The sequence below is a fragment of the Paenibacillus sp. 01T442 genome (genome assembly GCF_056398345.1).
This window is the reverse complement of sequence record NZ_JBFTPF010000031.1, coordinates 1-22,731: the sequence shown is the minus strand read 5'-3', so window position 1 is coordinate 22,731 and position 22,731 is coordinate 1. Positions and strand designations below refer to the sequence as shown.

22 protein-coding genes and 1 pseudogene are annotated in these 22,731 nt (G+C 47.2%); 20 read left to right on the top strand and 3 right to left on the bottom strand.

The window, feature by feature from the left end; translation table 11 throughout:
• Nucleotides 1-212: 212 nt before the first annotated feature.
• The 3 genes from purH to AC1DLM_RS21040 all read left to right on the top strand — a co-directional run bounded on the left by purH (nt 213) and on the right by AC1DLM_RS21040 (nt 3,813).
• The gene (purH, locus tag AC1DLM_RS21050; protein WP_477571076.1) at nt 213-1,760 is read left to right on the top strand and encodes a bifunctional phosphoribosylaminoimidazolecarboxamide formyltransferase/IMP cyclohydrolase; all 1,548 of its coding nucleotides are present in this window, start codon (nt 213-215) and stop codon (nt 1,758-1,760) included.
• Between the two features lie 67 nt (nt 1,761-1,827).
• On the top strand, nt 1,828-3,093 hold the full coding sequence (gene purD, locus AC1DLM_RS21045; protein ID WP_477571075.1) for a phosphoribosylamine--glycine ligase: 1,266 nt from the start codon (nt 1,828-1,830) through the stop codon (nt 3,091-3,093).
• A gap of 531 nt (nt 3,094-3,624) precedes the next feature.
• Nucleotides 3,625-3,813: a hypothetical protein gene (locus tag AC1DLM_RS21040; RefSeq protein WP_171637543.1), complete on the top strand. Its 189-nt coding sequence runs from the start codon at nt 3,625-3,627 to the stop codon at nt 3,811-3,813.
• 129 nt (nt 3,814-3,942) lie between these two features.
• On the opposite strand, the gene AC1DLM_RS21035 is transcribed toward AC1DLM_RS21040, so the two are convergent.
• Nucleotides 3,943-4,071: a hypothetical protein gene (locus tag AC1DLM_RS21035; RefSeq protein ID WP_441990451.1), complete on the bottom strand. Its 129-nt coding sequence runs from the start codon at nt 4,069-4,071 to the stop codon at nt 3,943-3,945.
• Between the two features lie 94 nt (nt 4,072-4,165).
• Here AC1DLM_RS21035 and AC1DLM_RS21030 point away from each other — a divergent pair, with 94 nt between their 5' ends.
• Both AC1DLM_RS21030 and AC1DLM_RS21025 read left to right on the top strand, forming a co-directional pair.
• Nucleotides 4,166-5,089, top strand: a complete 924-nt coding sequence (locus AC1DLM_RS21030; protein WP_477571074.1) for an N-acetylmuramoyl-L-alanine amidase family protein — start codon at nt 4,166-4,168, stop codon at nt 5,087-5,089.
• A gap of 92 nt (nt 5,090-5,181) precedes the next feature.
• The gene (locus tag AC1DLM_RS21025; RefSeq protein WP_477571073.1) at nt 5,182-5,979 is read left to right on the top strand and encodes a DODA-type extradiol aromatic ring-opening family dioxygenase; all 798 of its coding nucleotides are present in this window, start codon (nt 5,182-5,184) and stop codon (nt 5,977-5,979) included.
• A gap of 72 nt (nt 5,980-6,051) precedes the next feature.
• Here AC1DLM_RS21025 and AC1DLM_RS21020 read toward each other — a convergent pair whose 3' ends face one another.
• Nucleotides 6,052-6,465 carry a thiol-disulfide oxidoreductase DCC family protein gene (locus AC1DLM_RS21020; protein ID WP_477571072.1) on the bottom strand — a complete coding sequence of 138 codons (414 nt, stop codon included), beginning with the start codon at nt 6,463-6,465 and terminating at the stop codon, nt 6,052-6,054.
• A gap of 160 nt (nt 6,466-6,625) precedes the next feature.
• Between AC1DLM_RS21020 and AC1DLM_RS21015 the strand changes: the two genes are divergently transcribed.
• Both AC1DLM_RS21015 and AC1DLM_RS21010 read left to right on the top strand, forming a co-directional pair.
• The gene (locus AC1DLM_RS21015; protein WP_056612786.1) at nt 6,626-6,886 is read left to right on the top strand and encodes a metal-sensitive transcriptional regulator; all 261 of its coding nucleotides are present in this window, start codon (nt 6,626-6,628) and stop codon (nt 6,884-6,886) included.
• 25 nt (nt 6,887-6,911) lie between these two features.
• Nucleotides 6,912-7,301: a rhodanese-like domain-containing protein gene (locus AC1DLM_RS21010; RefSeq protein ID WP_477571071.1), complete on the top strand. Its 390-nt coding sequence runs from the start codon at nt 6,912-6,914 to the stop codon at nt 7,299-7,301.
• A 51-nt stretch (nt 7,302-7,352) separates the two neighbouring features.
• On the opposite strand, the gene AC1DLM_RS21005 is transcribed toward AC1DLM_RS21010, so the two are convergent.
• Nucleotides 7,353-7,724 (bottom strand): DUF2512 family protein, encoded by a 372-nt coding sequence (locus AC1DLM_RS21005; protein ID WP_441990446.1) that lies wholly within the window; start codon nt 7,722-7,724, stop codon nt 7,353-7,355.
• A gap of 499 nt (nt 7,725-8,223) precedes the next feature.
• Between AC1DLM_RS21005 and AC1DLM_RS21000 the strand changes: the two genes are divergently transcribed.
• From AC1DLM_RS21000 to AC1DLM_RS20940, 13 genes and pseudogenes are all read left to right on the top strand, one after another.
• On the top strand, nt 8,224-9,372 hold the full coding sequence (locus tag AC1DLM_RS21000; RefSeq protein WP_477571070.1) for an MBL fold metallo-hydrolase: 1,149 nt from the start codon (nt 8,224-8,226) through the stop codon (nt 9,370-9,372).
• Between the two features lie 34 nt (nt 9,373-9,406).
• Nucleotides 9,407-9,715 carry a rhodanese-like domain-containing protein gene (locus AC1DLM_RS20995; RefSeq protein ID WP_477571069.1) on the top strand — a complete coding sequence of 103 codons (309 nt, stop codon included), beginning with the start codon at nt 9,407-9,409 and terminating at the stop codon, nt 9,713-9,715.
• A gap of 28 nt (nt 9,716-9,743) precedes the next feature.
• The gene (locus AC1DLM_RS20990) at nt 9,744-10,316 is read left to right on the top strand and encodes a sulfurtransferase TusA family protein (RefSeq protein WP_477571068.1); all 573 of its coding nucleotides are present in this window, start codon (nt 9,744-9,746) and stop codon (nt 10,314-10,316) included.
• Between the two features lie 23 nt (nt 10,317-10,339).
• The gene (locus AC1DLM_RS20985) at nt 10,340-10,738 is read left to right on the top strand and encodes a DsrE/DsrF/DrsH-like family protein (protein WP_056612801.1); all 399 of its coding nucleotides are present in this window, start codon (nt 10,340-10,342) and stop codon (nt 10,736-10,738) included.
• A gap of 46 nt (nt 10,739-10,784) precedes the next feature.
• Nucleotides 10,785-11,009 carry a sulfurtransferase TusA family protein gene (locus AC1DLM_RS20980; RefSeq protein ID WP_441990442.1) on the top strand — a complete coding sequence of 75 codons (225 nt, stop codon included), beginning with the start codon at nt 10,785-10,787 and terminating at the stop codon, nt 11,007-11,009.
• A gap of 131 nt (nt 11,010-11,140) precedes the next feature.
• A complete protein-coding gene (locus tag AC1DLM_RS20975) occupies nt 11,141-11,623 on the top strand; it encodes a DsrE/DsrF/DrsH-like family protein (RefSeq protein ID WP_441990441.1) in 483 nt (160 codons plus the stop codon).
• A 37-nt stretch (nt 11,624-11,660) separates the two neighbouring features.
• Nucleotides 11,661-12,047, top strand: a complete 387-nt coding sequence (locus tag AC1DLM_RS20970) for a rhodanese-like domain-containing protein (protein WP_441990440.1) — start codon at nt 11,661-11,663, stop codon at nt 12,045-12,047.
• Between the two features lie 15 nt (nt 12,048-12,062).
• Nucleotides 12,063-12,302 (top strand): annotated as a pseudogene (locus AC1DLM_RS20965) (thioredoxin family protein); the annotation flags it as partial.
• 12 nt (nt 12,303-12,314) lie between these two features.
• Nucleotides 12,315-13,097: a sulfite exporter TauE/SafE family protein gene (locus tag AC1DLM_RS20960; protein WP_441990439.1), complete on the top strand. Its 783-nt coding sequence runs from the start codon at nt 12,315-12,317 to the stop codon at nt 13,095-13,097.
• A gap of 82 nt (nt 13,098-13,179) precedes the next feature.
• A complete protein-coding gene (locus tag AC1DLM_RS20955) occupies nt 13,180-13,572 on the top strand; it encodes a DUF302 domain-containing protein (RefSeq protein WP_436233911.1) in 393 nt (130 codons plus the stop codon).
• A gap of 250 nt (nt 13,573-13,822) precedes the next feature.
• A complete protein-coding gene (locus AC1DLM_RS20950; RefSeq protein ID WP_477571067.1) occupies nt 13,823-19,447 on the top strand; it encodes a fibronectin type III domain-containing protein in 5,625 nt (1,874 codons plus the stop codon).
• Nucleotides 19,448-19,741: 294 nt separating this feature from the next.
• Nucleotides 19,742-20,695: a DUF3048 domain-containing protein gene (locus AC1DLM_RS20945; RefSeq protein ID WP_441990437.1), complete on the top strand. Its 954-nt coding sequence runs from the start codon at nt 19,742-19,744 to the stop codon at nt 20,693-20,695.
• A 108-nt stretch (nt 20,696-20,803) separates the two neighbouring features.
• Nucleotides 20,804-22,204, top strand: coding sequence for an ABC transporter substrate-binding protein (locus tag AC1DLM_RS20940; protein ID WP_477571066.1), 1,401 nt, complete (start codon nt 20,804-20,806; stop codon nt 22,202-22,204).
• Nucleotides 22,205-22,731: the final 527 nt, after the last annotated feature.

The following is a 22,731-nucleotide window of genomic DNA, read 5'->3' as shown; positions in this document are numbered from 1 at the left end:
ACTATATGAGGCGTGGAGGGAGAAAAAGCTGCTTTAGTGATGATTTATAACGTTACGGAGCCGATTATGCCCCGAAAGTTGGCGTAACAGGTGCGTTAGTGATGATTTTCATCACTACGCATGGCTTCCCGCGAAATATATTCGCAGTAGTGATGTTTAACATCACTAAGTACCCATTCACATACAATTCCATTCCCTAAGGAGGAAGCATAGTGGCAATCAAAAGAGCACTGATTTCCGTTTTCGATAAAACGGGCATCGTAGAATTCGCGAGTGAGCTGTCGAAGCTGGGCGTTGAAATCATTTCCACAGGTGGTACGCTTAGTTTGTTAAAGGATAAAGGGGTACCGGTTATCGGTATTTCCGAGGTTACAGGGTTCCCAGAAATCATGGACGGCCGCGTGAAGACACTTCACCCGAACGTACATGGCGGACTTTTGGCTGTTCGTGACAACGCAGAGCACCAAGCAAGTATGAAAGAGCTTGGCCTTGAGTACATTGATCTGGTTGTCGTGAATTTGTATCCTTTTGCAGAAACGATTGCAAAGCCTGACGTGACTTACGAAGATGCGATCGAGAACATCGATATCGGTGGACCTACCATGCTTCGTTCCGCAGCGAAAAACCATGCTTTCGTATCCGTTATCGTCGACACGACTGACTATGCGAAAGTGTTGGAAGAAGTGCAAGAGACGGGCGACACGACACTAGCAACACGTAAACGTTTGGCGGCAAAAGTCTTCCGTCACACAGGTGCTTACGATGCTTTGATTGGCGACTATTTGACTGGTCTTCAAGGCGAGCCTTACCCAGAGCGTTACACAGTAACGTATGAGAAAATGCAAGAGCTTCGCTACGGCGAGAACCCGCACCAAAGCGCAGCGTTCTACCGCACGCCGAATGCAGCAGCTGGCAACATCACAACGGCTGAACAATTACACGGTAAGGAATTATCGTACAACAATATCAATGACGCGAATACAGCTCTTCAAATTGTCAAAGAGTTCAGCGAGCCTGCAGTTGTTGCCGTTAAGCACATGAACCCTTGCGGCGTGGGTATCGGTACGAACGTGCTGGAAGCTTACACAAAAGCATACAATGCTGACCCGACGTCCATCTTCGGTGGTATCGTGGCTGCGAACCGTGCGATCGACGAAGCGACTGCACAATTGCTGCATGAGATCTTCTTGGAGATCGTCATCGCGCCAGATTTTACACCAGAAGCACTTGAGATTCTGGCTAAAAAGAAAAACATCCGCCTACTCAAAGTAGCCGGTTTGGATACAATTGCTGGACGTGAGTCCCAGCCAGTGATTACAACCGTTGAAGGCGGCATGCTTGTACAAGCGAGCGACGCTTACCAACTGACAGAAGCAGATCTGAAAGTCGTTTCCGAGCGTCAACCGACAGCGGAAGAAATGAAGCAATTACTTTTTGCATGGAAAGTAGTTAAGCACGTTAAATCTAACGCCATCGTACTTGTGGCTGACGATATGACAGTTGGCGTAGGCRCTGGTCAAATGAACCGTGTCGGCGCAGCGAAAATTGCAATCGAGCAAGCTGGCGACAAATCGAAAGGCTCCGTCCTTTCGTCCGATGCGTTCTTCCCGATGGGCGATACACTTGAAATGGCAGCAAAAGCAGGCATCACTGCGGTGATTCAGCCAGGCGGCTCCATCAAAGACGAAGAATCCATTCGCGTTGCTAACGAAAACGGCATTGCGATGGTTATGACAGGCGTTCGTCACTTTAAACACTAAAACAATTGAGAATGCTCACGATTCGTAAGTGGACCGTGGGCATTCCCCATGAGAGGGGTTCCAGCAAATGCGTGTATTAGTTATTGGACGTGGCGGACGTGAGCATGCCATTGTATGGGCACTGAGCAAAAGCCCGAAAATCAGCAAACTGTTCTGCGCACCAGGAAACGGCGGGATTGCCGGCTTAGCGGAATGTGTGCCGATTACGGAGCTTCAGTTTGAAGAAATCAGCACATTTGCCAAGGAGCAAGCGATTGACCTGGTTATGGTTGCGCCTGATGATCCGTTAGCGGCAGGATTGGTTGATCATTTGGAGTCAAAAGGGATCGCAGCATTCGGCCCTCGCGCTAACGCAGCGATCATTGAAGGCAGCAAAGTGTTCATGAAGCAGCTGCTCAAAAAATACAGCATCCCTACGGCGGCTTACGAGTCTTTTGATGCGTATGAGCCAGCACTTGCTTACTTGCGCTCGCAAACAGCGCCAATCGTTATCAAAGCAGACGGCTTAGCCGCTGGTAAAGGCGTTACGGTTGCGCAAACGATGGAAGAAGCGGAAGCAGCGCTGAAAGACATCATGGTGGGTCAGGTGTTTGGTAAATCCGCAGGCGCAAGCGTCGTGATTGAGGAGTTCCTTACAGGACAAGAAATGTCCTTACTGGCCTTCGTTGATGGTTCGACAGTGCGTTTGATGGTGCCTTCGCAGGATCATAAGCCGGTTTTTGATAACGATAAAGGACCGAATACAGGCGGAATGGGGACGTACTCCCCACTTCCACATATTCCCGAGTCCATCGTGCAAGAAGCACTTGTGAACATCGTCCAACCAACGGCGGATGCGATGGTAGCAGAAGGCCGTCCGTTCAAAGGCGTGCTGTATGCGGGTCTGATTTTGACTCCGAACGGTGTGAAAACGATTGAGTTCAACGCGCGCTTCGGTGATCCGGAGACGCAGGTGATTTTGCCGCGATTAAAAACTGATTTGCTGGATATTTTCCTAGCGATCAACAATGGCACGTTGGCTGAGCAGCCGATCGAGTGGAGCGATCAAGCCGCAGTATGCGTAATCGTGGCTTCGCCAGGATACCCTGGACCGTATCCGAAAGGATTGCCGATTACTGGCTTAGATCAAGTGCAGGAGTCACTCGTGTTCCACGCCGGTACGGCAGTTGATGAGAACGGACAAATCGTCACGAACGGTGGACGTGTGCTAGGTATCACAGGCCTTGGCAAAGATATCATTGAAGCTCGTCAGAAGGCTTATGCGGATGCGGATCGGATCCATTTTGAGGGTAAGCATTACCGGACGGATATTGCGATGAAGGCATTGAAATAGATGGAGAGAAACGCAGCCTCTTGGGTGAGGGGCTGTGTTTTTTTGTTGAGGTTTGGGGGAGGCGGAGGGGACGCCTGATTAATGTTCGTATCACAGGTGCTAAAAATGCAAAAAGGCGTCTTTTTCAAAGGAATTCACTTCAACATTTTAAATAAATGCAAAAAGGCATCTATTTGGGTCGAAAATGTCTAAACAAAGGAGAAAATGCTAAAATTGATGCCTATTTGCATCAATTTTAGCTGAAATCGTGTATTTGATTGAGAAAGGTTGCTCTATTGCATTTCTCAGCAGAAGGAGAGGTAGCTGGTGGTGATTGCCCTCTCATCAAAGCTAATTAGGGTAAAAACGAGTTACCACTCGTTGCAGACGGAAGTTATCCCGATGCGTATCTTCACTTTTTTTTTGTTTTTCCTCTAAGGACTTCGTCAGAAGGGTTTTTAACTGCTTAGCTAATAGTCTTAGCTGTCGAGATTGCTTCAGGTCGTAGTGTGATATAATGGCAAGAGAGTTAATCATAGGTGGTGGTTCGGGATGAAGACAGAAAAGGAATTAAATGAAATCTTCAAGAAAATTGAACAATCCGTACAGGACAAGGCAAGAAAAGCTGGTGCTCCTATTTTTTATATTGAAAATGGCAAGCGCATCCGGCAAGAGCCAACAGGGGAGCGCTATATCCAAGTTATAGATTCTGATGGCAATCTGACCGATTATAAACTGTAAAGAGGTGGCCAGAATGCCTGAAATGACGGTTTTTGCGGGTTGTAATGGCGCAGGAAATCGACGTTGATTGAAGTGATAAACTCGTTCCATCACTGGTTAACAGCCGATGAAGGAGCGAGTTTTTTTGGATTACTTTTTATCCCAGCCGCGAATATATTTACTTCTGTTCTTGTAGACGAAATAGCACGCCAATAAGGCAAGAACAATTAATGAAATGGACAGCCAGTGATCAGTGAAATAATGCCAAAGTGCCTGCATAGCGGAACCTCCCAAATGTGGAGAAGCATGGTAAGGTTAGTTTCGCGAATGGAGGCTGTTTTTATACAGAGCTAGAGAAGAAGGGGAATTGCCGATGTTTGATAAAAGAATGCTTATACTCTCCGCGATTATATCGCTTGTTGGTGTGATGGCTGGTTGTGGAGATAAGCAGCCAGTACCCGTGGCGTTGCCTACGACGGAGGCTGTACAGAGTGCTTCGCTGCTGGCCACAGTAGCGCAGGCAACGGCTAAGCCGCCAGTTGTGCAGGCCGCAGCTACAATTACGCCTGCCCCAACAGCGGCTCCGACGCCTGTCGCAACGCCAGAAACGAAGCCAACACCAACGAAGACGGCTGCTCCAACCACGCTGCCGAGTGTTCCTAAGAGCAATAAGCTTGTTATGATCGATCCTGGACATCAACGGGTTGGTAATAATGCACCTGAGCAGGTCGGGCCAGATACGCGGGAAACGAAGCCCAAGGTTAGCTCCGGTACGGTAGGTGTACGCACGAAGAAACCAGAGTATATGCTCAATCTGGAAGTATCCTTACTGCTCAAAGCGGAGCTAGTTCGACGGGGGATCAACGTTACGATGACACGGGAGACGCATGACGTGGATATTAGCAACAAGCAGCGTGCAGATATGGCGAATGAGGCGGGAGCGGCACTAGTTGTACGGATCCATTCAGATGGTGACGCTTCGGCAAGCACGAAGGGATTTTCGGTTCTGTACCCGTCAGCGACGCAGCCAGCTGTTAAGCCCATCGCAGAGGAAAGTAAGCAGGCCGCTGGTTTGCTCCTAGCTGGCATGCAGCAAGCAACGGGTCAGAAGGGACGTGGCCTATCGGCGCGAGACGATCTGAGCGGCTTCAACTGGTCGAAGGTACCCGTCGCGCTCGTAGAGATCGGGTTCATGACGAATCCCGAAGAGGACGAGCTCATGTCGGAAGCGGCGTATCAGCAGAAGCTTGCGATAGGCATTGCAGATGGGATTGAGCAGTTTGTGAATGGTAAGTGAGGGGGGACGGATCGCAACATGGTTTTATTTTCACAGATTCGTGAATAATGTAGATAATTGGCACTGATTTGGTTGTGGGAGGGGGTGTTGCTGTGCTGCCGGCATTTTTTATTGCGCATGGCTCACCGAGTTTGGCGATTGAGCAGCATGCGTATACAGAGTTTCTGCAAAGGCTTGCGTTGTCGCTTCCTAAGCCGAAAGCCATCGTTGTGTTCAGTGCACACTGGGAAAGCGCTGTTCAGAAGATCAGCTCGGCCGTCGAGCCGGAGATGATGTACGATTTCTCAGGTTTCTCGGAAGAACTTTATGACATTAACTATCCGGCCAAGGGGGATCTGACCTTAAGCCTCCATATCCAGCAGTTATTTCAACAGGAGGGTATACGCTGTGAGTTGAATGACAGGAGAGGTTTGGATCACGGAGTTTGGGCGCCGCTCTCCATTATGTACCCCCATGCACAGATCCCTGTTGTGACACTTTCGGTTAACCCGCGATTAACACCCGAGGAGCATTACCGAATTGGTGCCGCTTTAGGCTCTTTGCGGGATGAGCAGGTGCTGATTATTGGCAGTGGCGGAACGGTTCACAATCTACGTAAGCTGGATTATAACAATCCGGTGCCGCAGCTTTGGGCCGTGGAGTTCGATGAGTGGCTAGAGGAGCAGCTCGAAACGTGGAATTTGGAGGCGCTGATTCGCTACGACGAGCGAGCGCCGCATGCGCGGGAGGCTGTGCCGACGCCGGAGCATTTTGCGCCATTGCTCATCGCGATGGGAGCAGGTGATGCTACACGGAACGCGAAGCTGTTGCATCATAGCTTACAGATGGGCACCCTGAGCCTATGCTGTTGGATGTTCGGCAGTCTACGTATACGTAAGCAAGAGACATAGGTTCGTTGTTGTTCGAAGGCCTGCGAATGCTGCAGGTTTTTTTGTCGTTATGGTTGATGGCATGAGGCCAGCTCAATCCAGAAACCGCCCCTTATGCTCCGGATTCGGCAGCATGCAATGCTCGGTCTTGCCGAACCAGCGATAGCGGTTGCGTGCGATGAAGCTGTATCCGAGATTGCGGATCGGAGCTGGGATCACTATCGCCGCGTAGGCGAGCGGCCATGCACCGCGCAAGCGCCTCGCAATGCGCAAAGCGGCTGAGCTGCGCGTATAAGCGCGGTTGCCTTCGATCAGCACAATGGTGCTGAGTCGATCTAGCGGCAGCTTATGCTCGGCGAGCAGTCGTTGTCCTGTCTCCGACTGCAGAGAAGCGAAGTGAAACATGCCCTTCGGGTCGTTTCGCAGGATGAATTGCACCGCGCTGCTGCAGAGCAGGCAAACCCCGTCGAACAAAATGATAGATGAATGAGGAGTGAGATTCGACATGGTGCCTCCTTTTGGCTGCACATTTTGAATGTAACCATCTCTATTATACGTTGGTGTCACTATATAGCAACACTGGCTCTTTCTCAAAGATTTCATATTGTTTTTATGCGCAACATGGGCAATAATATACCTATACAGGTATAGGGAAGGAAGGGTGTCTATGAAATACGATGATGATGTGAAGAAGCGTTTAAAGCGTATGGAAGGCCAAATTCGTGGGATTTTACGGATGATGGAAGAAGAACAGGATTGTAAAGATGTCGTAAGCCAAATCTCTGCTGTTCGCAGTGCTGCTGATAAAACGATTGCCACCGTTGTTGCTGTCAATTTGGAGAATTGCATTATGGAGGAAAAAGAAGCGGGTAGAGACACAAGTAAGCTGGTCAAGCAGGCTGTAGAATTGTTAGTTAAAAGCCGTTAATGTGTGCTAAGAAAAGAGGCAACATATGGATAGTAATATGATTTTCAATATCGTAGCATTAGGTTTTATCGTTTGGTTCTTCTACTCACGTTTTGCAGGAGTCAAAGGGCTGCGCAATCTTTCATCCGAACAATTTCAAGAGGCTATGGCTGCTGACAAGGACAAGTCTGTTCTCATCGATGTGCGTGAGCCTGGCGAAATGAAGCAAGGGTACATCCCAGGGGCGGTGAATATCCCTTTGTCCTCAATGGGTAAGAGATTAAGCGAGATACCTAAGGATCGTCAGATCTACCTATACTGTCGGAGCGGCATGAGGAGTAAACAAGCTGCGAGAATGCTGCGGAAAAATGGCTTTAGCGAGCTGTCCCATCTGAAGGGCGGCATCATGTCCTGGCGGGGTAAGCAAACGCAATAAGGTCCACAAAACGAAAAAGTCATTAACCATGGGGTTAATGACTTTTTGTCGTTATTCATGGAAGCTAGTCCGCCCGATTCGACCTTTGTCTTTTTGAAAATAAATATGCAGAAAGAACTCCATTACACCATAAAATACAGCTACGATCGTCATATCCGTAAAAGTTAGGGACCAATCGTAGAAGTGCCTTTCCACGAGCCAGAAGTAGGCATAAGTTAATAACATATCCGCTAGTACAGCGGAAATATTATTCGTGAGTCTTAAAAACAGTTGATCAACAACGACGTAGGTAAGGAGCGAAAACGTATAAGTAGCACTAAGTGCTCCCATAAATGTAGCATCCGTAAGGTACATCAAGATGGGAACAATGATGATGCCATTTATCAAAAGTTTTAAGAATAACTTCCCTAACATGGCCAACATGGTCTCGCCTTCTTTCATTCAAGGTATGCAGTACTGATCTTAATATGGCTTCTGCATGCTTGAACTATGCTTGTTCTACCGATTCAAAGTAAACAAATAATTATATTTGCTTGCATGCTTGAGCTCATCGAGGATAACCCCATAGACATCATGACCAGTCATCTCTCGATACATGCTGCGAAACATGGCATTATGACTGCGTCGAATATGTCCAATACATATAGGCTCCTCCATTGACTAGGCTTTAGCTCAGCATATGTGTGAGAGGCTAAAGGGGTTCAAAAGGTATATTCAGAGAAAGGTGTTGACGAAAAGAAAAAGTTTTACTATAGTATACATATACCCCAACGGGTATATGTATATAGTTTCAAAGGAGATCATGAACTGATGGTCTAATACATGGAGGTAATGGGCATTTTTTTTGCTCGAATTTATACCCCATAGGGTATATGAGTGCTTGGTTTTGGATTTCAATCTCATTCTAGGGAGGAAATAAACAATGGAAAATGGAGTTCAATTGCAAGGAATGAGCGCGGCTGAATTAGCAAGAAAGATTTTAAACAACGACCCGATTTTCATCTTAGACGTGCGTAACGACAGCGATTTTAAAGATTGGAAAATCGAAGGTCATCATGTTCATATCCTAAACACACCCTATTTTGATTTGATCGATGGGGTGGAATCTATTGTAGATCAACTTCCAGATGATAAGGAAATCTTGGTCGTGTGTGCCAAAGAAGGCTCTTCGAAATTTGTTGGGGAACAATTGATCGAGCAAGGGAAACAACATGTTTCTTACTTGGTGGGAGGTATGAAATCCTGGAGTGAACATCTTGAGCCGGTTAAAGTTGGTGATTTGCAAGATGGCGGAGAAATATTTCAATTTATCCGCATTGGTAAAGGCTGCTTGTCCTACATGGTCATCTCGAACGGTGAAGCGGCCATCATTGATGGTGTTCGAATGACAGAGGTTTTTGAAAACTTTGCCCAAGAAAAAAACGTAACCATTAAACATACGATTGATACGCATCTTCATGCAGACCACATCTCTGGTGGACGACAATTAGCTGAACAAACAGGAGGCACGTATTGGTTGCCGCCTAAAGATGCAGAAGAAGTCGTATTTAACTACGCGAAGCTTGAGGAAGGAAACCGTATTGTAGTTGGCGATACCGAGATTCACATACAACCTATTTATTCGCCTGGGCATACAATCGGAAGCACTTCTTTAATCGTTGACAATCAATTCTTGCTTTCGGGAGACATTTTATTCGTGAAATCAATTGGTCGTCCTGATCTCGCGGGTAAAGCAGAGGATTGGGTAACCGACCTTAGAACGACGTTGTATGAGCGTTATAAGCAATTGCCTCATGACTTAATCGTGCTTCCTGCCCATTTTGGCAAATTTACGGAGCTGGGAGAAGGAGGTCAAGTCTCTGCCCGCCTTGGAGATTTATATAAGGAAAATCCAGGGTTGAATATTGGAGAGGAAACAGCCTTCCGTCGTACTGTTACTGAGAATTTACCACCGCAGCCGAATGCTTACCAAGAAATACGTCAGACGAATATGGGAAAGATTACGCCAACGGTCGAGGAACAACGAGAGATGGAGATTGGACCTAATCGTTGTGCAGTTCATGATGCTTAAACCACCACTACACCATAAATAGGAGGAAACGACGATGTATAAGGAGCAAGTGCCAGAAGAAGTTTTGGGTCGGATCAATACGAAGGAAAATGTAGTTATTCTTGATGTGAGGGAACAGGATGAGTGGGAGTCCGGTCACATTCCAGGTGCCAGACATATTCCGCTAGGGCAAATCGCAAGAGCACTCAATGAAATGGATCAACAGCAAGAAACAATCGTCGTCTGTCGCAGCGGAAACCGAAGTGGACAAGCATGTGATTTTCTCTCTTCAATGGGTTATAACGTGCTCAACATGCCAGGCGGCATGTCGAAGTGGACTGGGGAAATCGTTTACGGTAAATAAGTATTTTAAATAAATGGAGGTAATGTTCATGACAACACTGCAAGTGAATAGAGTAATCGAATGTGAAGGGCTTGCTTGTCCGCTGCCAGTCGTTCGAACCAAAAAGGCGATGGATGAAATGAACGCAGGCGAAGTATTGGAAGTACGTGCTACAGATAAAGGCTCTGTAGCCGACCTTAAGAGTTGGTCCAGCCGTACAGGACATCAGTACCTGGGCATAAAAGAAGAAAACGGAGTTTTTCATCACTTTATTCGCAAAGCCGAGCCGGTGGACACTAAAGCAGAGAAAAAATATCCCCATATAGCTACAAATGATGAGGTCCAAACCAAGATTTCTTCAGGGGAAGCGACACATATTATCGATGTTCGGGAACCCGCTGAATATGCATTTGGACGTATTCCGGGTGCCATCTCGATCCCTCTAGGTGAATTGGAAGAAAAAATAACGGAGCTTGATCCAAGCCAAGCCTACTATGTAGTTTGCCGTACTGGAACTCGAAGTGATATGGCCTGTCAAATCCTATACGATAAGGGGTTCCATCATGTTCGGAATGTAACGCCTGGCATGACGGAATGGACCTATGATCAAGAACAAGACTAATTATAAAAAGGAGACGAATTAACATGACAACTAAAAAAGTAGCTCTTATTGCATCATCAGGTGGTCTGGAGACAGCCTATAAAGTATTGAACATCGCAACAGCGGCGGCAGCATTGGATGCGGAGGTAGCCATTTTCTTTACTTTCGAAGGCTTGTCCATTATTCATAAGGAGTCGGAACACATGCTGCAGCTGAAGCCAGGTAATGAAGGAATGGTAGAAGGCTTTAAGAAAGCAAATGTGCCATCCGTGAAAGAGCTTATGGATATCGCCAAAGAATCTGGGGTACGTCTGATCGGTTGTCAGATGACAATCGACGTCATGGGTCTGGATAAAGAACATTTCATCGAAGGCATTGAACTTGGGGGCGCCGCGACATTCCTAGACTTTGCTTTTGATGCACAAGTGAGCTTGAACTTCTAAGAGAAATTAGCACTTACATTTTAAATAATAAGGAGAGATTATCATAATGGCAAACTTAGTTGTAGATGCAAAAGGACTTGCTTGTCCAATGCCGATTGTTAAAGCAAAAAAAGGGATGGATTCTCTGGAATCTGGACAGATTATGGAGCTTCAAACAACCGATAAAGGTTCTATGAAGGACTTTCAAGCGTGGGTAAACCAAACGAAGCATGAACTCCTTGAATCCAAAGAAGACAACGGTGTATTCACCTTTATTGTTAAGAAGGGGTAAGGAAAGTTGAAGAGGGCTATCACTTCATGCAGTGGTAGCCCTCTTAAAGTCCTTAATAGGAGAAAGCAGTATTTTTTTTGCCTTATTAAATACCCGTATGGGTATGCATGAATAAAAGGGGGATGATTTTAATGATAGAAAATAAGGAAAAATCGACGATTGTACTTTTTAGCGGCGAATTAGATAAGGCTATAGCAGCATTTATTATTGCCAACGGTGCAGCTGCTTATGACCACGAAGTTACGATGTTCTTTACCTTTTGGGGACTTAATGCACTGCGTAAGGATGAATCCGTTCTGATCAAAAAAGGATGGCTGGAATCCATGTTCGGCAAAATGATGCCGCGCGGTGCGAACAAGTTAGGGTTATCCAAAATGAATTTCGGAGGACTAGGTCCCAAGATGATTAAGCATGTGATGAAAAAGCATAATGCGCTGGCATTGCCACAGCTCATTGAATTAGCACAAGAGCAAGGTGTTAAGCTAGTGGCTTGTACAATGACAATGGATCTGCTTGGATTGCAAAAGGAAGAACTTCTTGATGGTATTGAGTATGCAGGGGTAGCAGCTTATTTAGGTGACGCGGCAGATGCCAAAGTGAACTTATTTATTTAAGAGTAAAAGATAAGAACTTAGAAATGAGGTTTTAAATATGTCTACTAATGCCATCATTAATATCGTGATAGGGATTCTTCTCGTCTGGTTTGTGTATACCCGACTCGCTGGAATCAAGGGACTTAGGAGTTTAACGTCCGTGCAATTTCAAGATGAATTGAAGCTAAACCTTAACAGAGTATTAATTGATGTCCGTGAACCTAGTGAAGTAAAACAAGGATATATTGCGGGAGCGAAAAATATTCCCTTATCTCAAATGAAACAACGACTCGGGGAGATCCCCATAGATAAAAGTGTGTTTTTGTATTGTCGCAGCGGAATGAGAAGCAAACAAGGGGCTCGAATTCTACACAAGCATGGTTTCCGAGATCTAGCACACTTGCAAGGGGGCATCATGTCTTGGAGAGGGAAAATAACCAAATAATTTTGGTGTGGACCCTGCCGACTAGTCGCCCCCATGCTGCAGGAATTGAGCGAGGAACTACATGATCGTGCGGTGATTGTAAAAGTAAATGTGGATGATAATCCAATGACAGCAAGCGAGCAGCATATCATGAGTATTCCKACAATGAAGCTTTTTAAAGATGGCAAGATGGCAGCCATGATGATTGGATTGCAGCCCAAAAATGAACTTACAAAAATGATTCATGATCTCATGCAGGATGGAGATCACAGATAGGAGGAGTAAGCTATGGATTATGGGTGGATTATTCTATTGTTCGGTATTGGTTTTATTGGATCCCTAATCTCTGGTATGGTTGGAATTGGAGGTTCCATCATCAAGTATCCGATGCTCTTGTATATTCCGCCAGCCTTGGGTTTTGCAGCATTGACGGCCCATGAAGTATCGGCAATCAGCGCGGTTCAAGTCTTTTTTGCGACACTTTCAGGCATGTTAGCCTTTCGAAAAGGAGGGTATATCAATAAATCCCTTGTATTCATCATGGGGGGAACCATCGTTATTGGCAGCTTTATCGGGGGGTATGGTTCCAAGTTTCTATCCGACTCCTTCATTAATATCACCTATGCAGTTCTGGCTCTGATCGCAGCGATTATGATGTTTCTTCCCAAAAAAGGACAGGAAGACATGGACTTTGACAAGCTGAAGTTTAATAAACCAGTTGCTGCGATCTTCGCGGCTATTATCGGAGTTGTTTCAGGTATTGTTGGAGCGGCTGGCGCATTTATTACCGTACCTGTCATGCTGGTCATTCTGAAAATTCCGACACGTGTAGCTATTGCTTCTTCCCTAGCCATTACATTTATCTCTTCGATAGGCTCAACTGCTGGAAAAGTAGCGGGAGGACATATACTTCTTGTTCCGTCGGTTGTTATGGTTATTGCAAGTATCATCGCAGCTCCAATTGGAGCTAAAATCAGCAAGAAATTGAACGCCAAGCTGCTTCAATGGATTTTGGCTGCACTCATTGTGGCAACAACGGTTAAAATATGGATGGATATTTTAAGCAAATAGAGACCCCTGTTTTTTTTCTACTCTTTGGATACCCTAGTACTTATGGGTTAGAATACTAGGCTAAACAAGGAGGATGAAGGAGATGTTCCATTATACCATTGAAACGGATAAGTCCGTGGATGAAGTGATCGAGGCGTTGACAACCAATTTATATAAAGAGCATTTCGGTATACTGTGGAAATTTAACATCCAAGAAAAGCTCCAAGAGAAAGGCCTCGAGTTTGATGAGCCATATATTATTTTGGAGGTTTGCAATCCTTTCGAAGCAAAACGCGTATTAAGCGAACATGCAGTAGCGGGTTACTTTTTGCCTTGTAAAATTGCTGTATATGTGGAAAAGGGTACAACTAAAATCGGAATGCCTCGGCCAACGAACTTGATCGGGATGGTTGAAATGGATGCTTATGACCAGCTGTTGGAGATTGCTCAAGATGTGGAAAAACGTCTTATCAACTGTCTGGATAGGAGTATATAAGCTAGTAGTTTGACGCAGCAAAGCAGCGGTGGGGCTTAAAAAGAATAGCGTAGGGTAAAGCTGGCAGCGATCATCTCGTTGTCGGCTTTTTTTTGTCAAAATAGATAAAATCGGATAACGATGTATAAATCGTCTCCTATCTTTGACCACCGGATTCGTCCTATATTTATCCTTGTAATCCATCAAGTAAGGGAAGTGAGTAACGGGAAGCGTAGTTGTTAGGCGAAATGAAATCGAGGAGGATTTATTTATGAGGAAAACCGTTATATGGTTGTTACTTTGCACAATGTTGGTTGCACTGTTTCCATCGATGTCAGCACGCGTTCAGGCAGCTAGTTTTATTCATGTGCTCAATCCTGGGTTCGAGGAAACAACGATGAGTCAAACGAAACTGTTACCGACCAACTGGACGACATCCTTATGGAGCAGAACGACGCCGGTAGATACGAGCGTAACGACAGCCGTGTACAACAGCGGGGCAAAATCACTAGCGATCAGTGCAACGGATGTGGGGGCTGCTGGCTGGACGTCCAAAGCGATACCGGTGGATACGAGTCCCCAAACGATTAAAACTACGGTGAAAGTGAAGAAGTCGGGGGATTATGCCGGCAATAATCCTTGGGTTTTCATCAGTTATGGAAATAGCGGTAGTTTCCTGGGGATAAGCTCATCCAATATGACCACGGTAAGCAGCTCGGAGTGGACAGAGATCACGTTAACCGTCAACAGCAGTCAGTTTCCAGCGGGAACGAATATGCTCTGGTTGAACTTGGCGACATCGAAAGCAGGCAGCGGAAGCAGCGCCGGGACACTCTATTATGACGATGTTACGATGGAACTGCTGGATACGGAGACGCCAACAGCTCCGACGAATCTTGCCATTGCTAGCCAGACAGCAACCAATGTTAACCTTACATGGAATGCCTCAACGGATAACGTTGGCGTGCTAGGGTACGATGTTTACAATGGAACAACGTTGATTGGAACCACGACAGGATTAACTTATTCCGTAAGCGCTCTCAATGCGGGTGCCAGTTATACGTTTACTGTAAAAGCGAAGGATGCGGCGGGCAATCTATCTGCGGCCAGTAATGCTGTAAGTCTGACCACGCCAAATATATTGAGCATCACCAATCCTGGGTTTGAGATCACGACATCCAGTGGAAGCAAGCTTGTTCCGGTCAATTGGAATTCTGCCCTATGGTCGCGAACGACACCGGTTGATACGGGGGTCACGACAATTGAGGCCAATAGCGGAACCAATGCCCTATATATTAGCGCAGTGGATGCAGGAGCCGCAGGTTGGGTTTCTAAGACGATGCAAATCGATAATAACATGCAAATCAAAGCGACGGTGAAGGTCAAGAAGTCGGCTGATTATGTCGGCAATGACGCGTGGGTTTTCTTTAGTTATGCGAAAAATGGTTCCTTTCTCGGCACTGTAGTTGCGCCAAGTGTTGCGCTGAGCAGCAGTGAATGGAGAGAGATTTCCGTCACTGTTAATACGGCTAACCTGCCGGCCGGCACGAATAACTTGCAGTTGAATTTGGCGACACTCCGTGGAGGTAGTAGTAGCCAGCAAGGAACACTGTACTATGATGATGCTACGATCGAATTGATTCCGGATACGGTGGCGCCAAGCGCGCCAACGAATCTCCACGCCCTAGGACAGACGGCAGGCAGTGTTGATTTGGCTTGGAATGCCTCGACCGATAATATCGGGGTGACGGGATACAATGTTTATAAAGATGCCGTGTTGGTAGGGACTGTGACAGGTTTAACCTTTACAGCAAGCGGTCTGATCGCAACTCAAAGCTATACCTTTACCGTGAAAGCCGTCGATGCGGCGGGAAATGTATCCCCAGCAAGCCAGGCATATGTGACCAACGACACACAAGCGCCTTCAACACCAACAAACTTAGCCGCATCCGACATTAAGATGAAAAGTGTCACCCTCACCTGGGACCCGTCAACCGACAATGGGGGCGTAACTGGCTATGAGATTAACGATGGTACGAAGCTAGTAGCGACAGTCACCGGGGTGACCTATACGGTAACAGGTCTTGAAGCATACAGCGGATATGCATTTACAGTGAAAGCGAGAGATGGTTCGGGTAATCTATCCCCTGCGAGCAATCCTGTCGATGTGCTTACTTCGAGCTATTATGATGTAGCGAACCCTGGTTTCGAGGAAACGAAGTCAAGTGGAATGAAACTTGTTCCTGTTAGTTGGAATTCTTCTTTATGGAGCGGGGCAAGCGGAGTCGATATGGGCAGTACTTCAGCAACGGTCAATAGCGGCACGAATGCGGTATATATCAACTCGACAAGTACCGGAGCCGCAGGGTTTTCATCCAAAATGATCCCGATTGACAGCGGAATGCAAACCATTAAGATTTCGGTAAAAGCCAAGAAATCGGCTGATTACGCAGGGAATGGCTCTTGGGTGTTCATCAGCTACTTTAAGGATGGTACCTTCCTGGGCACGGCTGAGGCTAATACGCCAACTTTGAGCAGCACGGTGTGGACGGATATTTCATTTACGATTGATAATAGTCAGTTTCCAGCAGGAACGAATCAAGTTCAGTTGAATGTAGCGACAACGAAATTACAGAGCGTCCCGAATACAGGAACAATTTATTACGACGACGCCAGCATGCAGTCCGTTGAATATTTCCCGCTGAAGGCAGACGTCTTTGCAAACTGGTGGAAGATCGGACAGAATGTGGTGTTCAAGGCGGTCGTAGATCAGTTGCCTCTTTCCGTGCAAACGTTGACGGGGACGGTTTATGATACGGATAATCAGGTTGTTGGGCAAGTTACGGTAGATCGGTCAACGTTACTGACATCGGGTTGGAGTTGGACACCTAGTCACGAAGGTTACTACGAAATCGCTTTTGACTATACGAAACAAGGGATTGCGGGAACGCTTCCGCTCCAACAATCGTACCGGATCTTTTCTAATCCGAAGAAAACAGCAGCAGAATTTGTACGTAATCGAACGTCCGTGGCTGTCGTAGAAAGTCAGTCCATAAGCAAAGCGGATCGTAATCCGCTATTTGGTTTTAGTAATGGTTTCAGTGATTTAAGAGCGATAGAACTCGCAGATTTAATTGGTTTTGACTTTGCGAGAATTCATACGATCCCATGGGGAGGACAATTCGGCGATACGAACATGGCTATTGAAAAGAGTCGTGGTGTGTTTAATTGGGCAGGACTTGATGAACATGTCAACAAATTGCAAAGCTATGGCATGGACATCATCGGAAATATTGTATTTACACCGCTATGGGCGTCTTCGCACCCGGAAGATACAACTATTTATATCGGCGTTCCTGGTTATGCTGCTTATGCCCCAACCGACCTGAATGATTTTGCTAATTTCCTGCGGGCGCTTGTCGCGCGGTATGGCGATCGGATTACCAAATGGGAGATATGGAATGAACCTCATTTGAAAGGCGGAAGTATTTTTTGGAATGATACACCAGAGAAGTTCGTGGAATTGCTGCGTACCGGCTATGAGACGATTAAAAGTGTTCAGCCGAATTCTGAAATTTGGATTGGAGGCATGGGCGGTCATCGATATTTGCCTTTTTATAATGAGCTGCTGCGTCTTGGCGGAGCGAACTACTATGATAAGTTGGCGCTTCATGGGAAGTTACCCGATCCCAAAGAGTATCAAGCTTATGATCAAAGGTATAATGTACCATCAAAGCCGTGGGTGAGTTCGGAAAGTCATGCTGGTCTTGTGAATGCTTCAGAATCATCATCTATCCAATCAGAACCCGTGATTGCAAGAAAGATGCTGTACGATTATATGTACCAGATGAAGAATGGGGTCGAACAAATCGCCTATTTTGACATGGTTAATAATACGGAAATCGAAGCCATCCCATTCGCCCATGCCGAAGGTTGGTTTACGGAATCTTCTGGATTATTCCGCAAGAAACCGCAGCTTGAACCGAGATTAGGTTCTGTGGTCATGCATCGATTTATCGAGACACTGGGGAATGATATTGTCTACAAAGGTGAGTATGCGCTAAGCGGAAATCAGAAAGCTGTCTATTTCGAAAGTGACGGATCACCGATTCTCGTCGTATGGTCCGAGGATGCGAATGCGGATACAATCGCTCCAGCACTTGCCAATGCTTTTACAAGTAACACCGTAGTTCGGGATTGGACCGGCGGTACAGAGGCAGCAGCTCCTACGCTGCAAGTGAAACCGAACAAAATGTATTACATCAGCCATGTAAATGCCGCTTATCTAGCTGGACTGACTTCCACGCAGGATGTCCTCTTGTCCGACTATGAGAAAGCCGTACAAAATACGAACATTCCTGTCGCCGCAGGGAGTAAGAGCAACTTGTTTGACCGTATGACAGGAGCTTTGAGCACGGATATTCATTGGATAACCAATAATTGGAATTTAATAAACTTGACCTCCGAGCAGCCTGCAGGGTTTGYGGCTCGAGCTGCAGTGGGGGCGGCGACGGATGGATTCGATCTAGTCATCGAGGTATCGGACGCCAGCTTCGTGCAAAACGAGACCAAAGGTAACTATTATATCGGTGACAGTATTCAATTTGGCTTGGATACATCAGGCGTCGGCATGGTCGGGGCACAAGTGGAATTCCAAGCCGCACTGACTGCTAACGGTCCTGTACTCTACAAGGGGACTGCGCCGTATATTGGAGGAGATCTGCCATCCAACTGGACACCTGCCGGCCAATTCGTTCAAAACGGAAGTATGCTCGTCGACAGTTCCCAAAGCGGAAAGAAAATATATAAGATTCACGTTGCTTGGTCAGAACTATATCCTTACATGCTAGATACGACGAAACCTATCTTTGTATCGCTGCTTGTTAATAATAACAATGGCAACGGTCGTCTTGGATATTTGGAATGGGCCAGCGGGATTGGTGGAGCGAAAAACGTAAGTCAATACGGTAAAATCTTGTTGCAGGATCCGGCCCCAGTGGCTGATGAGGTAAGCGTTCAGTTGAAAGACAGCAGCGGAAATGCCATCAGTGGTGGCGTCGTATCCTACTATGACGGGGGATGGAAAGATTTCGGCGTCACGAATGCTTCTGGAACTGTAAGCAAGTCTTTGCCGGATAAAGCGTATACGTTTGCCATGACCTACGAAGGTACGTATACGGAGAAAGTGCAAAACACAGGAACGGACCCGACGGTCGTGTTCCAGACGGTTAACGTCAATGTGCAGTTGAAGGATAGTCAGGGCAATCCGCTTAATGGAGGTGCCGTGAGTTATTATGCAGGGAATTGGCGGACTTTCGGCAATGCAGTTGGCGGCGAGATTCATAAGGAATTGCTGCCTGGCTCTTATACCTTTTCCATGACTTATGAAGGAGGGATTAAGGAAAAGCTGCAAAATATCGGGACGGACCCGATGGTCGTCTTCCAGACGGTCAACGTGAACGTGCAGTTGAAGGATAGTCAGGGCAATACACTTGATGGAGGCGCCGTAAGTTATTATGCCGGGAATTGGCGGACTTTCGTCAATGCGGTTGGCGGCGAGATTCACAAGGAATTGCTGCCGGGCTCTTATACCTTTTCCATGAGTTATGAGGGAGGGATCAAGGAAAAGCTGCAAAATATCGGAACGGACCCGACGGTCGTCTTCCAGACGGTCAACGTGAACGTGCAGTTGAAGGATAGTCTAGGTAATCCGCTTGATGGCGGTGCCGTTAGTTATTACGCAGGAAGTTGGCGGGCTCTCGGGAGTACGGTTAGCGGCGAGATTCATAAGGAATTGCTGCCTGGCGTCTATACGTTCGGTTTGTCTTATGGTGGTGTGTATAAGGAGATTTTAGGGAACACCTCGTTGAACTTGGCGGTAAATTTTCAAATGTAATAAGGGGAAACTGGACCACGCTGAGGCGTAGGTTCAGTTTTTGTTTGGATGGGTAATTTTACATATAGACGATCGAGTAACCCTGCTAACTTCTATTCCCCAACCTTCTAGCATATACTTCTGAGAGATCGATAGTCCACGAGAAGAAGAGGTGCAGCCCTTTTGATAACATTGCCTTTAATCCGTAAAAGAACTCTGAGCACATGGCTCATACTTGGATGCTCTGTCCTGACCCTTGCTGGTTGTAGTGATGCGACTTCCGTTATATCAACCGCCACTCCGGAAACCGTCCCTGTGACGACTACGGTCAGCCCGACACCTGCGACGCAGCAGCCTGCAACGCCAACAGTCGAAGCGCAGCTCCCATTCAAATTCCCGTTAACTGGTTTGCCAGCCGATCACGAGGTGAAGACTCGTCCCTATATGGTTATGGTCGAAAATGCGCCGCAAGCCCGGCCCCAAACCGGCCTCGATCAGGCGGACATCGTCTATGAAATCCTTGCCGAGGGCGAGATTACTAGATTCGTCTCGGTGTTCCAGAGTCAAGCAGCTAGCGTGATTGGTCCGGTGCGCAGCATTCGGCCTTATTTTGTGGAGATCGGCGATGCGTTGGATGCGATTATTGTACATGCTGGTTGGAGCCAGGATGCGATGGATATGATGGCAGGCCGCAATCTGGCCCATCTCGATGAAGTGTATGGCGATGGCGCCTACTATTGGCGCTCCACCGACCGGAAGGCACCGCACAATCTCTATACCTCTGTGGATAAAATGAAAAAAGGTGCCGAGGCGCGCAAGTTCCGCACCGAGTGGAATGGGCCTTTGCTCACGTTCACCAAAGCAGGGCAGGGCAAACTCACGGGCGCAGCTGTTCATTATATTCAAATTCCCTATCTCATGGGGTATTTCGCTTCGTATGATTATGATGCTGCTGGCGGCGTGTACAAGCGCTCTATGGAAGGGAAGCCGCATCTCGACAAGGAAACAGGCAAGCAGCTGCAGACCAAGAATTTGCTTGTCCTAGAGAGCAAGCATCAGATCATTGACAAAGAGGGGCGCCGAATTGTCGACGTATTCGGGCCGAACAAGGGCATGATCTTCCAAGAGGGCATGTCCCAAGCGATCACGTGGGAACGCAAGAACGGCATGCTCCGCGCCTATGCCAGCGATGGCCAGGAAGTACCGCTGCTGCCGGGCAACACGTGGGTGCAGATCGTGCCGGAGGGGACGAAGTTGAAGGTGGAGTAGGAGTAGGTCATGTTTAATCATAATTAACATGTTTAACAATCCCTTTACATTCCCTTAATCACAGGCAAACATTGAGATCCTATGATTACAAGTCATAGGAGGGATAAGATGAAGGCATTGCAACGTAAAATTTCGATACCCGCTTATTTCATCATCATTGTGCTGGTGTTCGGCCTATTGGGCGTTTATTCGGTATGGGGGCAAGATGATGTGGTGAAAGGCACGGAGGCAGGGAATGCTGCTGAAGCTGCTGAAATTGCTGATCCATTGGTTAATGGCGTTAAGAAAGTAGTCTGGTGGCACTCCATGAGCGGCGAGAACGGGCAAGTGGTGGACAGGCTCGTAACCAACTTCAATGCTGCACATAAGGATATTAAGGTGGAGGCTGTATTTCAGGGCTCCTACTTCGATAGTTTGACCAAGTTGAAAGCATCTATCGGTTCCAATTTAGGACCAACCATGGTTCAGGTGTACGATATCGGCACACGATTCATGATCGATTCTAAGGCAATCACACCGATTCAGAACTTCGTGGATCAGGACAAGTATGATGTGTCCCAAATGGATGAAGCTATTTTCAATTACTATAGGGTGGAAAATACATTGTATTCGATGCCCTTTAACGCATCTAATCCTATTCTGTATTACAACAAGGATCTGTTCAAAGCGGCAGGATTAAACCCCGAGAAACCACCGGTTCTCTATGCGGATATCACCCAAGCAGCGAAAAAGTTAACAACAGACAGTGTGTATGGTGCCTACTTCGGCACACACAGTTGGTATATGGAACAGCTTATTGCCAATCAGGGCGCTGAGATGGTCAACTCTGGCAACGGGCGCGATGGCTTAGCCACAGAATGGCAGTTGAATGGTGAAGCGGGCGTTAAGGCGCTTACTTGGTGGAAGGGGTTAGTTGACAGCAAGGCTGCCATTCACTCAGCGGGTAAGGGCGATGAATCCAAGAAGATGTTCGCCGAAGGGAAGGTCGCTATGATCTTCGATACGACGGCAGCGCTGCGCGATATCCTCGATTCTGTCGATGGTAAGTTCGAAGTTGGGACGGGCTTCTTCCCTAAGTCATTCGAAGCAAGCGGCGGCGGTGTCGTGGTAGGCGGGGCTAGCAACTGGGTCATGAATAGCAAGTCGGATGCGGAGCAGCAAGCGGCATGGGCATTCATGAAGTATTTGTCCGAGCCTGAGCAGCAGGCGTTCTTCCATGTCAACACAGGCTACTTCCCCATTACGGAGAAGGCTTATGAGCTGCCGATTGTACAAGATAATATGAAACAGTTTCCACAGTTCAAGACAGCCATTGATCAGCATAACGCTGCCAAGCAGAATCAAGCGACACAAGGCGGTGTTCTGGGAGTCTATCCAGAAGCGAGAAAGCTGACGGAGAATGCCATCGGGCAAGCACTCAGCGGGCAGAAATCGCCGCAGGAAGCACTCGATGCAGCAGCCTTAGAAATTAACGCCAAAATTGATGCGTATAATAGGACGTTGAAGTAAAGTAATGGAAGCCAGGTAAATTCGGCTCTAGTAGGGTCCTCCCACCCGTGCTACAGTGCGCTACACAAAAGAACCTGAGGCAGAGCCTCGGGTTCTTTCTCACTATATTAGAAAGTATAAGTTTCCGGGCACCATAACCTGCTTTCATATTGGTGATAAAACCTAAGGTACCTCCGTCGTCGGACGGACGCTAGCGCACAAATATTGTGCGCAAGTGGGGTACCTCCGTCGTCCGACGGACGCTAGCGCACAAATATTGTGCGCAAGGGAAGTACTTCCGTCGTCCGTCGGACGCTAGCGYACAAATATTGTGCGCAAGTGGGGTACCTCCGTCGTCCGACGGACGCCAGCGCACAAATATTGTGCGCAAGGGAAGTACCTCCGCCGTCGGACGTATGCTAGCGCACAAATATTGTGCGCAAGTGGGGTACCTCCGTCGTCCGACGGACGCCAGCGCACAAATATTGTGCGCAAGGGAAGTACCTCCGTCGTCCGTCGGACGCTAGCGCACAAATATTGTGCGCAAG